This is a genomic window from Nostoc paludosum FACHB-159, from assembly GCF_014698835.1.
GTDB classification, from domain to species: Bacteria; Cyanobacteriota; Cyanobacteriia; order Cyanobacteriales; family Nostocaceae; genus Nostoc; species Nostoc paludosum.
The window spans coordinates 210,866-224,333 of sequence record NZ_JACJTU010000003.1 but is presented as its reverse complement, the minus strand read 5'-3'; the positions used below and the strand labels follow the sequence as shown (position 1 = coordinate 224,333).

Sequence of the window (13,468 nt, the reverse complement as noted above, 5' to 3'; positions counted from 1 at the left end):
TAATTCGTAATTGAAGAGTTAATTACGAATTACGAATTACGAATTACGAATTATGTTAATGACTTAGGACTAATGACTAATGACTGAAAAAATGATTTTTCGCAATCGGGTGGTGGATAAAGGTCAACTGAGAAATTTGATTTCTTGGGCCTTTACGCATTATGGTACGGCGCGAACCGCAGTCATGGCGGACAAACTGAAAGATTTAGGTTTTCGCTACGCCACCAAAGCAGGGGTTTCCATCAGTGTAGATGACTTGATGGTGCCTCCAACTAAGCGATCGCTCCTAGAAGCAGCCGAAGAAGAAATTCGCGCCACCGAAGCTCGTTACCAACGGGGTGAAATCACTGAAGTAGAACGTTTCCAAAAGGTAATTGATACCTGGAACGGTACCAGTGAAGCCCTCAAAGATGAGGTAGTTGTTCACTTCAAGAAGACTAATCCCCTTAACTCCGTGTACATGATGGCATTCTCCGGGGCGCGGGGTAACATCTCCCAAGTCCGGCAGTTGGTGGGAATGCGGGGGCTGATGGCAGATCCCCAAGGGGAAATTATCGACTTGCCCATCAAAACCAACTTCCGCGAAGGACTCACTGTAACCGAATACATTATTTCGTCTTACGGTGCGAGAAAAGGATTGGTGGATACCGCCTTACGGACGGCTGACTCTGGTTATCTCACCCGGCGTTTGGTGGATGTATCCCAGGATGTGATTATTCGGGAATTTGACTGTGGCACCACCAGAGGCATTCCCATTCGACCAATGACAGAAGGCGCCAAAACTTTGATTCCTCTGGCAAACCGCTTGATGGGACGGGTAATTGGCGAAGACGTAGTGCATCCAATCACAAAAGAAGTGATTGCATCACGCAACACCCCAATTTCTGACGACTTGGCGAAGGAAATTGGCAAGTCTGGGGTGGGAGAGGTTGTAGTGCGGAGTCCCTTAACTTGTGAAGCTGCACGTTCTGTCTGTCAACATTGCTACGGCTGGAGTTTAGCCCACGCCAAGATGGTCGACTTGGGCGAAGCTGTGGGGATCATTGCTGCCCAAAGTATCGGCGAACCCGGTACTCAGTTAACCATGCGGACATTCCACACAGGTGGTGTGTTTACCGGGGAAGTGGCGCAACAAGTCCGTTCTAAAATCGATGGGACTGTGAAAATTCCCCGCAAGTTGCGGACAAGACAATACCGTACCCGCCACGGTGAAGATGCCTTGTATGTTGAGGCCAACGGCGTTCTAATTTTAGAGCCAAAGAAAGAAGGTGACAGTACCCCAGCTAACCAAGAGGTGCAGCTGACTCAAGGTTCTACATTATATGTATTTGACGGCAATCAGGTAAAACAAGGCCAGTTGTTGGCAGAAGTCGCACTTGGTGGACGCACAACTCGGACTAATACAGAAAAAGCCGTTAAAGATGTGGCTTCTGACTTAGCAGGGGAAGTGCAATTTGCTGAAGTCGTTCCAGAACAAAAAACTGACCGTCAAGGCAACACCACAACCACAGCCGCACGGGGTGGTTTGATTTGGATTTTGTCTGGGGAAGTTTACAACTTGCCGCCTGGTGCTGAATTGGTGGTGAAAAATGGGGACGCGATCGCTTCTAATGGAGTATTAGCAGAAACCAAATTAACTACTCTGCACGGTGGTGTGGTGCGCTTGCCCGAAGCTACCCCAGGGAAGAGTACCAGGGAAATTGAAATTATCACCGCTTCTGTAGTCTTAGACCAGGCAACAGTAACAGTCCAAAGTTCCCAAGGTCGCAATAACTACCTAGTCTCCACTGGCAACAACCAAGTATTTAACCTCCGCGCCACACCAGGCACAAAAGTGCAAAATGGTCAAGTGGTAGCTGAGTTAATTGATGACCGCTATCGCACAACCACTGGTGGATTCCTGAAATTCGCAGGCGTGGAAGTCCAGAAAAAAGGCAAAGCCAAACTGGGTTACGAAGTTGTCCAAGGCGGTACGCTGTTGTGGATTCCGGAAGAAACCCACGAAGTTAATAAAGATATCTCCTTGCTGTTGGTAGAAGACGGTCAGTTTGTAGAAGCTGGCACCGAAGTTGTGAAGGATATCTTCTGTCAAAACAGCGGTGTCATCGAAGTTACCCAGAAAAACGACATCCTGCGGGAAGTGGTCGTCAAGCCAGGGGAACTGCTAATGGTGGACGATCCCGAAGCAGTTATGGGACGAGATAACACCTTCGTCCAACCAGGCGAAGAATTTCAAGGCAGTGTCGCCACCGAATTACGCTATATCCAATATGTGGAGACACCAGAAGGCCCAGCCCTGTTAAGCCGTCCAGTAGTCGAGTTCGCCGTACCGAACAATCCCGACGTGCCATCAACCACATCGGTAAGTCAACAAACTGGGCGTTCCATTCAGTTACGCGCAGTACAACGACTGCCTTACAAGGATTCCGAAAGAGTGAAATCCGTAGAAGGTGTGGAACTGCTGCGAACCCAGTTAGTACTGGAAATTGAGCAAGAAGGCGAACAAGATCACAACGCTTCCCCTCTAGCAGCAGATATCGAATTGGTACAGGATACCGAAGACGAGGAAGTTCAACGCTTGCAGCTGGTGATTTTGGAGTCCTTGGTAATTCGTCGAGACATTACCGCTGATGCTACCCAAGGTAGCACCCAGACAACGCTGGAAGTTCAAGATGGGCTAACCATCGCCCCTGGTTCGGTCGTCGCACGTACCCAAATCTTGTCTAAAGAAGGCGGGATAGTCCGAGGCGTGCAAAAGGGAACCGAAAATGTCCGTCGCTGCTTGGTGTTGCGGGAAACTGACATGATTACCGTAAATACCAGTACCCAGCCGAAAGTAAAAGCGGGTGACTTGCTCGTAGCAGGTACAGAAGTTGCCGCTGGAGTTTTTGCTGAGGAATCTGGGCAAGTAATGGATGTTAAAAAATTAACTAGCGCTGAATCTAAAGCGCTGAGTTCAGAAAATTCTCAGGACTCAGCACTCAGCACTCAGAATTACGCCATTACTATCCGTGTCGGTCGTCCTTACCGAGTCAGCCCTGGCGCTGTCTTGCAAATAGAAGACGGCGATCTGGTACAACGGGGTGATAACTTGGTGCTGTTAGTATTTGAACGCGCCAAAACTGGAGACATTATTCAAGGTTTGCCCCGGATTGAAGAATTGCTCGAAGCTCGGAAACCTAAAGAGGCGTGTATTTTAACACGTCGGGCAGGAGAAGTCAAGGTAGTTTATGGTGATGGTGATGAAGCGATCGCCATTAAGGTCGTAGAATCAAATGGCGTAGTCACAGATTATCCTCTAGGCCCAGGACAAAATTTAATTGTGCCAGATGGCTCTCATGTGTCAGCCGGACAACCGTTGACCGATGGCCCATCTAACCCCCATGAAATTTTGGAAATCTTCTTTAGCTTGGGTTCCGAAGACGGAGTTTATGCTTGTGCTAGCCACGCTTTGCAGAAAGTACAGACATTCTTAGTGAACGAAGTGCAAATGGTGTATCAGTCTCAAGGGATTGATATTTCCGATAAACACATTGAAGTCATTGTCCGCCAGATGACCAACAAAGTCAGGATTGATGATGGTGGTGACACCACAATGCTTCCCGGCGAATTGGTGGAACTGCGCCAAGTTGAGCAGGTGAACGAAGCAATGTCAATTACAGGTGGTGCAAAGGCACAGTATACCCCAGTATTATTGGGGATAACTAAGGCATCTTTGAACACTGACAGCTTTATTTCTGCTGCATCCTTCCAAGAAACAACACGGGTACTTACCGAAGCAGCTATTGAAGGGAAATCTGACTGGCTGCGCGGATTAAAGGAAAACGTGATTATCGGGCGATTGATTCCGGCTGGTACTGGTTACAATACTTATGAAGAAACCAGTGCGATCGATGACTATGCTACTGATATTAGCAGTAGTGTCTTAGATGAAGTTGATGACCCCCTGGATATGGTCTTAGATGACCGCACAGCTCGCAACTATAATTTAGATTCTCCAACTCTGGGAGAGCCTACCTATGGAAGCAGACGTGCAGAAAGGTCAATTTTAGATGACGATGATGACTTAATCGCCGATGAAGTTGCAGACGAAGAAGATTACGAAGACGACGACGAAGATGAAGACGATTTCGACGACGAATAAAACTCAAATCTAAAATATAAAAAGGCAAAAGAAAATCTACTTTTGCCTTTTTTATTTGCTTTCAAAAAATAGATTTATAGTAGGAGGCAGAAGGCAGAAGGCAGAAGGCAGAAGGCAGAAGGCAGAAGGCAGAAGGCAGAAGGCAGAAGGTAAAACCCTCAATATTAAAGGGTTTCGCTGAGTTGTATTTTACATTTAGTTATGTTCGTTTACTTATCTGCTGAAAATTAAGTGCGATCGCTAATCATTGCCCACGATAACATTGGGAACTGGGTAAGAAATAATTAATACCCAATCCCCAATCCCTAATTCAACGTCTTTGAGTTGCTAAAAACTGACGCAAGCTCAACAAACTCAAGGTTTGACCCAAATTTAAGGGCAAAACTGAAACTCCTTCCAAGCGGGACTGTACCCAACCTTCTCCCCAGTACCATTCGTGAAAGCCGTCAATACCTCCGGATAGCAGCAAACGGAGGCAATTGGATTTTACAACATCCACATGATGATAAATAGGAACAGGCCCAGTCCAGGTAGTAAATTCAAATCCAGGAAGCAATTCTTCTGGCATTCCTGGCGCAAAGCGTTGCCCTACAAGCCATTTTGCAAGTTGCGCTGGATGCACTAGACTGTCATGAATTGCATCTGTTGGTGCTTCGATTTCGATTCGCAGTTGGCTTTGTTGAAAATTACCCAGCATTTTTTCAGGATTACCTAAAGGTGAGACATCGTTATTTCTAATTTAGTCATTAGTTATTAGTAAGTGAGGAGTTAGGAGTTATTCTCCTTGCCTTCCTTGTCTCCCCATGCTCAATGCCCCACTAAGTTACTTTTGTACCAGCACAGAACTTAGAATAGAAAGGTGGACTTGTTAAGAAATGTAAGGTTATTCATGGCGGATCAGTTAATTCGTGCAACAGCAGCCGAAGGTGGGATTCGTGCGGTAGGCGTAATCACCACACGTTTAACAGAAGAAGCACGGGGGCGGCATCAGCTTTCCTATGTAGCAACGGCAGCACTAGGACGGACTATGGCGGCGGGTTTATTGATGGCTTCTAGCATGAAGCGAACTGGGTCGAGGATCAATGTCCGCATCAAGGGCGATGGCCCTTTGGGTGGCATATTGGTAGATGCAGGTCTGGATGGTACGGTACGCGGGTATGTGGCGAATCCATCTGTGGAATTACCCCCCAATGCCAAAGGTAAGCTAGATGTTGGCGGTGCAGTGGGTAACGGCTTTTTGTATGTTGTCCGGGATGTCGGTTATGGTTACCCTTACTCTAGTACTGTAGAACTAGTTTCTGGGGAAATTGGTGATGATGTCGCTCATTATCTGGTGAATTCCGAACAAACTCCTTCTGCTTTGGTTTTGGGTGTGTTTGTGGGGGCAGCTGGAGTAACTGCTGCTGGAGGATTACTGGTACAAGTATTACCCAAAGCTGCAAGAGATGAAGCCCTAGTAGAAAAGCTAGAATCACGGGTGGCTGCTTTAGCAGGTTTTACGCCATTGCTGCAAGCTGGGAAAACTTTACCTGAAATATTTAACGACTTGCTAGGAGATATGGGGCTAGTAATCTTTCCCGAAAGGCAAATGCTCCGCTTCCACTGCGGTTGTTCTTTCGATCGCGTTTTAGGGGCACTCAAAATTTTGGGAGAAGCTGAACTCCAAGATATGATTATTAAAGATGATGGTGCTGAAGCAACTTGCGATTTTTGCGGCAACGTTTATCAGGCAAGTAGCGACCATTTAGCTCAGCTAATTGCCGATTTACAAGCTGAATCTACTATTTCCGGATAAAGTATAAAACACCACTGAAGTTTGAGACTTTTAATGGTATCTGTGGAGAGAGATAATCAAAAAGTAGCTTTTTAATTATGACAAAGTTACTATGGCAACAATGGAATTATCGATTTAAAACAGAAAGCTATTCAATTATTTTGGTGTGAGAGATGACAGAGCGGGATATTCCAGACAGTTGGTCAGGAGCCAGAGCAAGAGAGCCAGATCAAAATACCAGATTATCCCGAACAGAGCAATTCGGTGAAACTCAACCATCTGATGTCCCAGGTACTGGTTCTAGCTCTAAGTCAGTGAAGCAGCGAAAAAAAAACAATTCCGTTGGCAAAGATAGTCATTCACAAGAAACTACCCAAGCCAGTAAAAGTTCTCGGAAATTGCCACGCTGGATGAGAAGTTGGATATTCTGGTCGTTACTGCTAACTTTGATTCCTGGTAGCGTGGCATTCTTAGCAACGGCAATGCTGCTGAAGTTACCAGCTGCCCCTAATTGCCCAGCGATTTTCTGGCCTCTAGCTAGTGCCTCAGTGCGGTTGCACTGCGCTCAATTGGCGGCTTCTAAAAATACGGTGAATGACCTGCTGCAAGCCATCGCTCTGGTGAATGAATTACCAGAAAATCACCCGTTACATGCAGAAATTAATCGTTTTACAGAAGAATGGTCGCGGGATATTTTACAGTTAGCCGATCGCAGTTTCCAAACAGGAAATTTAGAAGAAGCGATCGCTACTGCTCGTAAGATACCAGAAGATCTCGCGGCTTATAAATTAGTAGACGAGCAAATTGACAAATGGCAAACAACTTGGTCGAAGGCAGAAGGCATTTACAACAATGCCATCGCCGAAGTCCGGGAACGACGCTGGCAATCGGCATTCATGCTCTCGGCCAGAATGTTACGCGTAGACAATGAATACTGGGCGAGTACTAAATACGACCAATTGAATAAACTCATCGCCACAGCCCGCGAAGACGGCGATAAGTTAGGAAAAGCCGAAATTTTAGCAAGAAGTCAAGTTGTTGATAATTTACTAGAAGCTATCAAGCTAGCCGAGTCCATCGGTCAGGAAAGTTATCTTTACCAAAAAGCTCAGGAGGCGGTTCCGGCATTTGGACGTAAAATGTTGGAGTTGGCACAGGCGAAGTTAGATAAGCGAGATGCTGATGAAGCACTGGATATTGCTAGACAAATTCCTGAAAGTGCCAAGCTACAAGCCGAAACAGATGACTTTATCGCCATAGCTGACGCTAAAAGAAGTGCTTGGTTAGGTAATATTTCTGGTTTAGAAGCAGCCATCGCCCAAGCACAACAAATCGATCCTTCAAGACCAATATATGAGGAAGCACAGCAGTTAATTGCTCGTTGGCAGTTGGAAATCGAAGATGTTGCCCATCTGGAAAAAGCGAGAGTATTGGCTAGCCAAGGAACAGTCAATAATTTAACAGCAGCGATCGCTCAAGTACAACTCATCCCTGCTAATAACCCCAGAGGCACAGAAGCTAGGGAAGAAATAAGTCGTTGGCGTGCCCAAGTAGAGACAATCGAAGACCAACCTTACTTGGAACGCGCCGAACAGATAGCAATATTTGACGATATTAACTCATTGCAAGCTGCGATCGACCAAGCTAGCCAAATCCGTAGAGGTCGTGCATTATACCCAGAAGCACGCAGAAAAATCAACACCTGGGCAGCAAAGATTCAGCGAATCGAAGACCAACCCTACTTAGATCAAGCACGAGAACTGGCTTTAAGTGGAAATCTCCCCGCCGCCATTAGCGCAGCTGGGCAAATTGCATCATCAGGAAGGGCACTTGCTGGCGAAGCCCAGGCTGCTATTGATGATTGGCAAGGGCAAATTCGCACCAAAGAAACCTGGAGACAAGCCCAGGAAACTGCGGCGGCTGGTACGCCAGAAGCCTTGGCTGAGGCAATACGGTTAGCAGATCGGGTTTCAAATAATAGCATCTTACGCATGGATGCCAATCTCGCCATTGACCAATGGAGTCAGCAATTATTAGACATAGCACGTACTCAAGGTCAGTCTGATATTCCCAGAGGAATTCAGATTGCCAAGTCCATTCCCCGCGGTAGTGCGGCTTACAATGCAGCACAAGACCAAATTAGAACTTGGCAAGAATTTCTCAATCCTCCTCGACCAGAACCTTCGCCGCCACTAGAGTCTCCACAATCGTCGCCATCAACGACTATTATTGGTCAATGATTATCTATAGTAGGGAACAGGCAATAGGTGTAAAAGCCTCTTAAGTTCAGAAACACTTTCTTAAGGAATATAGGGAGTGGGGAGATGGGGAGAGAGGGCGGAAATATTTCTTCTCCATCCTCCCACACTCCCTGCTTGCCCCATGACCAATTTTTAATGCTCAATCACCGATCGCTTCACCCCATTCTTTAATCACAGCAAATAATGATGAATAATCATCATCAGCAAATGACATTTTTGCAGCTGTTTGCAAGATTTGTCGCACTCCTTTAATGCTGCTAAGGTCTAAACTCGCAGATTTTGCTTCTGAGATGAACAATTCTATATCTTTGAGCAAGTGTTTTGTGGGGAAATTGGGATTGGCAAAATTGCCATCCAACATCCGTTGTAGCTTTTTGTCAAAGGTAGGCGCATAAAGTGAACTGTCGCGTAAGATTTGCATAAACACATCTACATCGACGCCTTGACGTTGGACAAAAGCCAGACTCAGAGCAAAGCTAGTTGTTAGGGAAGCTATTAGTTGATTGAGTGCCAATTTCAGCCCCGCCGCAGTTCCCACAGGGCCGACAAGTAAAGGTTCTGTCCCAAAATTTTGCAGTAACTTTAAGTGGCGTTGATATTGTTCTGGCTCTGCGCCTACCATAACAATTAACTTGCCAGCTTTTGCTTCGGGGATGCTTCCTAACACAGGGGCTTCTATATATTCACCGCCACCTCCAACAACTGCATCTCTAATTTCTCGGCTTTCAGTGGAAGTAATTGTTCCCATTTGGATAATAGTGCGCCCTTTCAGAGTTTGCCAAGCTGTATCTGAAAGCAACACATTATAGATGGCTGGCGCATTAGTAAGCATGAGAATTACGCACTCAGCAGCACGAATGGCCTGGCGGGGATGTGTGGCAATTTCAGCCCCACCTGCTTGTAGTGGTGCTAATTTTTCTGGGGTGCGATTATAGGCAACTAGCTGTATATCTGCGGCTAATAACCTTTGAGCCATTGGTAGTCCCATCAGTCCAGTTCCCAGAAATGCCACCTTCATTTTTACGTTCCTTTTGGTACAGCGTAGGCCTAGTCTTTCGTCAGTTTGCGTGTCTATTTTGACATCTTGCAGTAGTTAAGCGATCGCAATTTTTATTGGGTGGACATTGCCTAACATTCCTTCAAACCCTTATTTTGTGTTGGCAATGCCTACCCAGTTATGGAGAATAGTGCAAGATAGCAGTATTATCAGTTATTAGTAAACAGCGATCGCTTCAGCCACCAGCGGCAAAAGTCACCATAATCAAAACTGAGAGCAAAATTCCTGGGGTAAGTAGTGTTACTAACATTAATAGGTCATGGGCTGACATAATTGTTACTTTCCAATTGTGTTTAACTTTACAGTAATCACTGCTATGCTAGTCCAAATAAAACTAATACTGCATTCTTAAATAGAGTTTTAACTTTTCAAATTTAGGTTTACTCTGGCAGAGTCAATCCTTTTAGTGGTTGAGAAATTTCTGTTTTTTCCAGATTTTTGCTCTGAATTAAGACTCCAAAACCACCCAATCCTGTGGGATCTAAAAGCTGATGTAGTGCTTCTCGTCGCTGTAGTAATTGCGAGAGGGGTTGCTTTTGATAGGAAACAGCAGCAATTCGTTCCCCTAATCCCAAAGCCATCAAAAATAATCCTTGCTGGATAAAACCAACGTTTTTTAAACCGCAGCGATCGCCCCAAACTTCCAAAGCTGTAAAGTCAACATGGGCAGTGATATCTTGTTTTCCAATATTGATATAAGGGTTGTCATGGAAACGATGTTGATAATAGCACTGTAGCGTTCCTTGCGATCGCCTGGGATTATAGTAACGAGTAGCAGGGTAGCCATAATCAATTGTTAGCACATAGCCGCGCTGCAAGCGGTCTGCTACTATACTCAACCAGTCAAGAGCAGCTAAATTAATTTCACTGCGATAACCATCTGGGTATGCACCTGAGGTTAAATCGATTCCCACTAAGTCGAAATACTCGGCTAGTTGGGGCGTGGAGGGTTCGCCTGTGGCTTCGATAAATGGTGTAGAAGACACGGGGACATCGGGACGCTCTGACGCGGTGAAAGAATTCTCCGCGTCAGAGCGTCTCCCACTCTCCGCGTCTCCCTCATCTCCCTGAGTTGTCACATAAATTTCTCGCAGTTCCCCGTTTTCGAGGGTGAATTGATGGACTGGAAAGGCATCGATTAACTCATTAGAAAAAAAACAGCCAGCGATCGCATTTGATGAGATATCCTCTAGATTGCACCAACGCACAGGCAAATCTTGTAAGCGTTGTTGCTGTTCTTGCCTTAAAGTTGGCGACTTTTCAATAATTACATACTCCAGGCCAGTAAAAAAATCCGGGTATTGTAGCTGATAATACTTGAGGATATGCAATGCCAACAATCCTTGACCTGCTCCCATTTCTACCAGAGAAAAGGGCACAGGCCGCCCTAAAATTTCCCACATTTGCAAAAATTGTTCTGCAAGTAATTCGCCAAAGTCAGCGCTGAGGTTGGGAGAAGTGAAAAAATCGCCACCTTGAAAGCCAATTTTCACAGCATCGCTGGAATAGTAGCCATGTTCGGGGTGATATAGCGCCATATCCATGAATTCGGCGAAAGTAATTCGCTGTTGCGGACTGGTGGTAATATGATCAGCGATCGCTGCACGCAGCAAAGGATTGGAATTCATAGAATTTGAGGTTTGAGATTGCGAACTAGAGATCGTAAATGCTTGGCAAGAGCACAATCAATTTAATCGAAGTGTAAAAATTGCAACCTGCCGTTTAGTTATGCCAAGGCTCAATCTGATAGTGCAGACAAAGTAATTTCAAGGTATCAAGGAGCATTAAGCCTCTTTGTGATTACTGGCATATTTTCTCACCAAATTTACAACCGAGTGTTGACACCCGCCAGATAAATTTGTATCTTCAAAGTATATACATTAAGCGAGAAATGTTAAGAGCGTTTTGCTGCCAAATTTTGAACTTTAGGCGTCTCGATCTCTAACAGAATATTTGGAGATAGCTATGGCAGGAGTTATTGGTAAATGGGGAAACAGTTTAGCTATTCGGATTCCCAAATCGGTAGCTGAACAAGCAGACATAACTGAAGGGACAGCTATAAATTTTAGCGTGGAAGGTAACAGTATTGTAATTACACCACAAAAAAGAAAAAAGTATACGCTTGATGAGTTGCTTGAAGGTATGACTTCTGATAAATTTCATCCTGAATTTGATATCGGCAATACTGTGGGGAAAGAAGATTGGTAGTTAATCCGTACTTTCCTGACAGAGGAGATATTGTCAAATTAGAATTTGGAGATGCACAGCAGTTTACGGCTGATTCGATTCGGCGTGCATTTGCCCTTCAAACATCAGGAATGTCATTTGATGAAATTGCTAGGACACTAAATAATGAATTACAACAACAAGGGCGGGAGCAAATTGGCTACCGCCCTGTTCTTGTTATATCTCCAATTAAATACAATCGAATGGCTTCTTTGGTTTTAGTTTGTCCCATAACTAGCAATCCAAAAGGGCTTAGTTTTGAAGTTCCTCTTCTTGAGGGAATGCAAACAAAAGGAGTTGTGTTATCCGACCAAATTAAAACACTAGATTGGAGAGCTAGAAGGGTAAAATTTGTTGAAAGTTTTGCACAAGATTTAATAGAAGAAGTGCAGGCAAAGCTCGAAACATTAATTTTGTAAAACAATTTTAATAGCGATCGCTACTACCCAGTTACCAAGGATACTAGCACGCCATTGAGGTCGCGGACGCGGGCTATTGTTTGTCCCCAAGGTTGGGTTTTCGGAGGATCTAGTGGTTTTGCTCCTGCTCCTATGGCTTTCATGTAAGCGCCACCAACATCAGGAGTGATGAATGAGATTTGGATTAACGCCGGTGGTTGTGTGGCGTCGTTGGGATGAAAGCCGCCGGGAAATAATTTCTGTGCTTCGCTAGTGGAAGAGAAAGCCAATGTGGTGTTTCCAGTTTCGATTTCAGCCCAGATAAACTGTCCATGATCCTGAAGGGTGCGACGAACCAGACCAAATGCTTTTTCGTAAAACTCAACGGTCTTAACTACATCGTCTACCCAGATTACCGTGTAACCAAATTTCACAGTTTTTTCTCCTTGTTTAGAAGAATCAGTGTTGGTGAATATCTTTGCTACTTCACTGTATGCGATTTGAATGCACAGTGGCCAAATAATTACTAATTCGTAATTCGTAATTCGTAATTCCAAAAGGGGTAGAGAGCCGATAACTAAATTACAAATTTAGCGGTTAATAAGACAGTGGAGAGTTATTGGTTCGCACTGATTGTAATTACCAATGATTCTGGCTTAACTTTCAACAATATTACGGTCTGTTGCTAGAGTTTGGGCTGCTGCTTGCATCATTTCCATATTTGATTGTGACCAATGATGAGGCCCTTGGCAGTGATGTGCTACTAATAATCCCCATAGTCCTCTAGGTATCAAAATTGGTACTACAAGGTTGGCGCGAACTTGCAGACTGCGAAGAAAATCTCGGTGACAAGACTCCATTGGTTCTAATTCAATATCAGCGATCGCTCTTATCCGTCCTGCCAAATATAAACCAGCATACTCGTTGTTAAAACAATTATCTGGCCCAGTGGAACCAAGTATTGAGAATTCTGGAGAACTCAAAGATTCAAAAGTCACCTGCCCTTGCCACTGCCCATAAAAATAATACAAAACCACGCGATCGACCTGAAGTAATTCTCTGAGTTGATTCGTCGTTTCCCGGACTAACTCATCCCGCTGTATGCTTCTGACAAGGCGAGCGAGCAATTTTTCCAAACCCTGTTCGCGGCGATCGTGGCTCTGGTGAGATTCGGAGTGAGGATGAATTTGCACGGTTCTAAAATTACGATTAAGTAAATGCTGCCGGATTTATATAGTAATTTATTAGACCTATTTAAATACGTTCTTGCATGTATAGCAGCAATTCAATTTTAACAGAACACAATACTAGTCAACCTCTTGCGTGAATTAAAAAAAAATATTAAGAAACTCAAGTTTTCCATTTACACTAGAGAAAGTTAAAAATTATAAATTAAAAATTAAGAAATTTAAAAATTTTCAAATAATATCTTCAGTTTTTCTATAGTTTGAGGCGATAAGTATACTTCAAACTGCAATGTAACAAGTCAATTTGTATTGTTCGTTACAGATATTTGCCATACTAGTCATACTATTAGTATTCCTAAATTCTGATGCAGAGCATGGTAACGATAGACTATTTCTGAGTCTTCAAAGATTAGGACAAAGT

At 44.5% G+C, this 13,468-nt stretch carries 10 protein-coding genes; 5 read left to right on the top strand and 5 right to left on the bottom strand.

Annotation, left to right across the window (positions count from 1 at the left end; all coding sequences use genetic code 11):
• The first annotated feature begins 79 nt into the window (after positions 1-79).
• Positions 80-4,144, top strand: a complete 4,065-nt coding sequence (locus H6H03_RS40105) for a DNA-directed RNA polymerase subunit beta'' (protein ID WP_190953995.1) — start codon at positions 80-82, stop codon at positions 4,142-4,144.
• A 310-nt stretch (positions 4,145-4,454) separates the two neighbouring features.
• Here H6H03_RS40105 and H6H03_RS04760 read toward each other — a convergent pair whose 3' ends face one another.
• Positions 4,455-4,841 carry a hypothetical protein gene (locus H6H03_RS04760; RefSeq protein WP_190953994.1) on the bottom strand — a complete coding sequence of 129 codons (387 nt, stop codon included), beginning with the start codon at positions 4,839-4,841 and terminating at the stop codon, positions 4,455-4,457.
• Positions 4,842-5,033: 192 nt separating this feature from the next.
• Between H6H03_RS04760 and hslO the strand changes: the two genes are divergently transcribed.
• The gene (gene hslO / locus H6H03_RS04755; protein ID WP_190953993.1) at positions 5,034-5,939 is read left to right on the top strand and encodes an Hsp33 family molecular chaperone HslO; all 906 of its coding nucleotides are present in this window, start codon (positions 5,034-5,036) and stop codon (positions 5,937-5,939) included.
• A 152-nt stretch (positions 5,940-6,091) separates the two neighbouring features.
• Entirely contained in the window at positions 6,092-8,158 is a 2,067-nt protein-coding gene (locus H6H03_RS04750) for a chromosome segregation ATPase (RefSeq protein ID WP_190953992.1), read from the top strand.
• 160 nt (positions 8,159-8,318) lie between these two features.
• On the opposite strand, the gene H6H03_RS04745 is transcribed toward H6H03_RS04750, so the two are convergent.
• Together H6H03_RS04745 and H6H03_RS04740 are read right to left on the bottom strand one after the other, a co-directional pair.
• A complete protein-coding gene (locus tag H6H03_RS04745) occupies positions 8,319-9,197 on the bottom strand; it encodes an NAD(P)-dependent oxidoreductase (protein WP_190953991.1) in 879 nt (292 codons plus the stop codon).
• Positions 9,198-9,616: 419 nt separating this feature from the next.
• Positions 9,617-10,864 carry a class I SAM-dependent methyltransferase gene (locus tag H6H03_RS04740; RefSeq protein WP_190953990.1) on the bottom strand — a complete coding sequence of 416 codons (1,248 nt, stop codon included), beginning with the start codon at positions 10,862-10,864 and terminating at the stop codon, positions 9,617-9,619.
• A gap of 337 nt (positions 10,865-11,201) precedes the next feature.
• Between H6H03_RS04740 and H6H03_RS04735 the strand changes: the two genes are divergently transcribed.
• Positions 11,202-11,444: an AbrB/MazE/SpoVT family DNA-binding domain-containing protein gene (locus H6H03_RS04735; RefSeq protein ID WP_190953989.1), complete on the top strand. Its 243-nt coding sequence runs from the start codon at positions 11,202-11,204 to the stop codon at positions 11,442-11,444.
• On the top strand, positions 11,438-11,881 hold the full coding sequence (locus tag H6H03_RS04730) for a type II toxin-antitoxin system PemK/MazF family toxin (RefSeq protein WP_190953988.1): 444 nt from the start codon (positions 11,438-11,440) through the stop codon (positions 11,879-11,881). Before H6H03_RS04735 ends, H6H03_RS04730 begins: the two co-directional genes overlap by 7 nt.
• 23 nt (positions 11,882-11,904) lie before the next feature.
• Here H6H03_RS04730 and H6H03_RS04725 read toward each other — a convergent pair whose 3' ends face one another.
• Together H6H03_RS04725 and H6H03_RS04720 are read right to left on the bottom strand one after the other, a co-directional pair.
• Positions 11,905-12,294, bottom strand: coding sequence for a VOC family protein (locus tag H6H03_RS04725; RefSeq protein ID WP_190953987.1), 390 nt, complete (start codon positions 12,292-12,294; stop codon positions 11,905-11,907).
• 222 nt (positions 12,295-12,516) lie between these two features.
• A complete protein-coding gene (locus tag H6H03_RS04720; protein ID WP_190953986.1) occupies positions 12,517-13,053 on the bottom strand; it encodes a GAF domain-containing protein in 537 nt (178 codons plus the stop codon).
• Between the last annotated feature and the right edge of the window lie 415 nt (positions 13,054-13,468).

Bases quoted from the DNA above. Each gene is read 5' to 3' on its own strand.
- H6H03_RS40105 (WP_190953995.1), top strand. From the start codon at position 80: ATGACTGAAAAAATGATTTTTCGCAATCGGGTGGTGGATAAAGGTCAA.
- H6H03_RS04760 (WP_190953994.1), bottom strand. From the start codon at position 4,841: ATGCTGGGTAATTTTCAACAAAGCCAACTGCGAATCGAAATCGAAGCA.
- hslO (WP_190953993.1), top strand. From the start codon at position 5,034: ATGGCGGATCAGTTAATTCGTGCAACAGCAGCCGAAGGTGGGATTCGT.
- H6H03_RS04750 (WP_190953992.1), top strand. From the start codon at position 6,092: ATGACAGAGCGGGATATTCCAGACAGTTGGTCAGGAGCCAGAGCAAGA.
- H6H03_RS04745 (WP_190953991.1), bottom strand. From the start codon at position 9,197: ATGAAGGTGGCATTTCTGGGAACTGGACTGATGGGACTACCAATGGCT.
- H6H03_RS04740 (WP_190953990.1), bottom strand. From the start codon at position 10,864: ATGAATTCCAATCCTTTGCTGCGTGCAGCGATCGCTGATCATATTACC.
- H6H03_RS04735 (WP_190953989.1), top strand. From the start codon at position 11,202: ATGGCAGGAGTTATTGGTAAATGGGGAAACAGTTTAGCTATTCGGATT.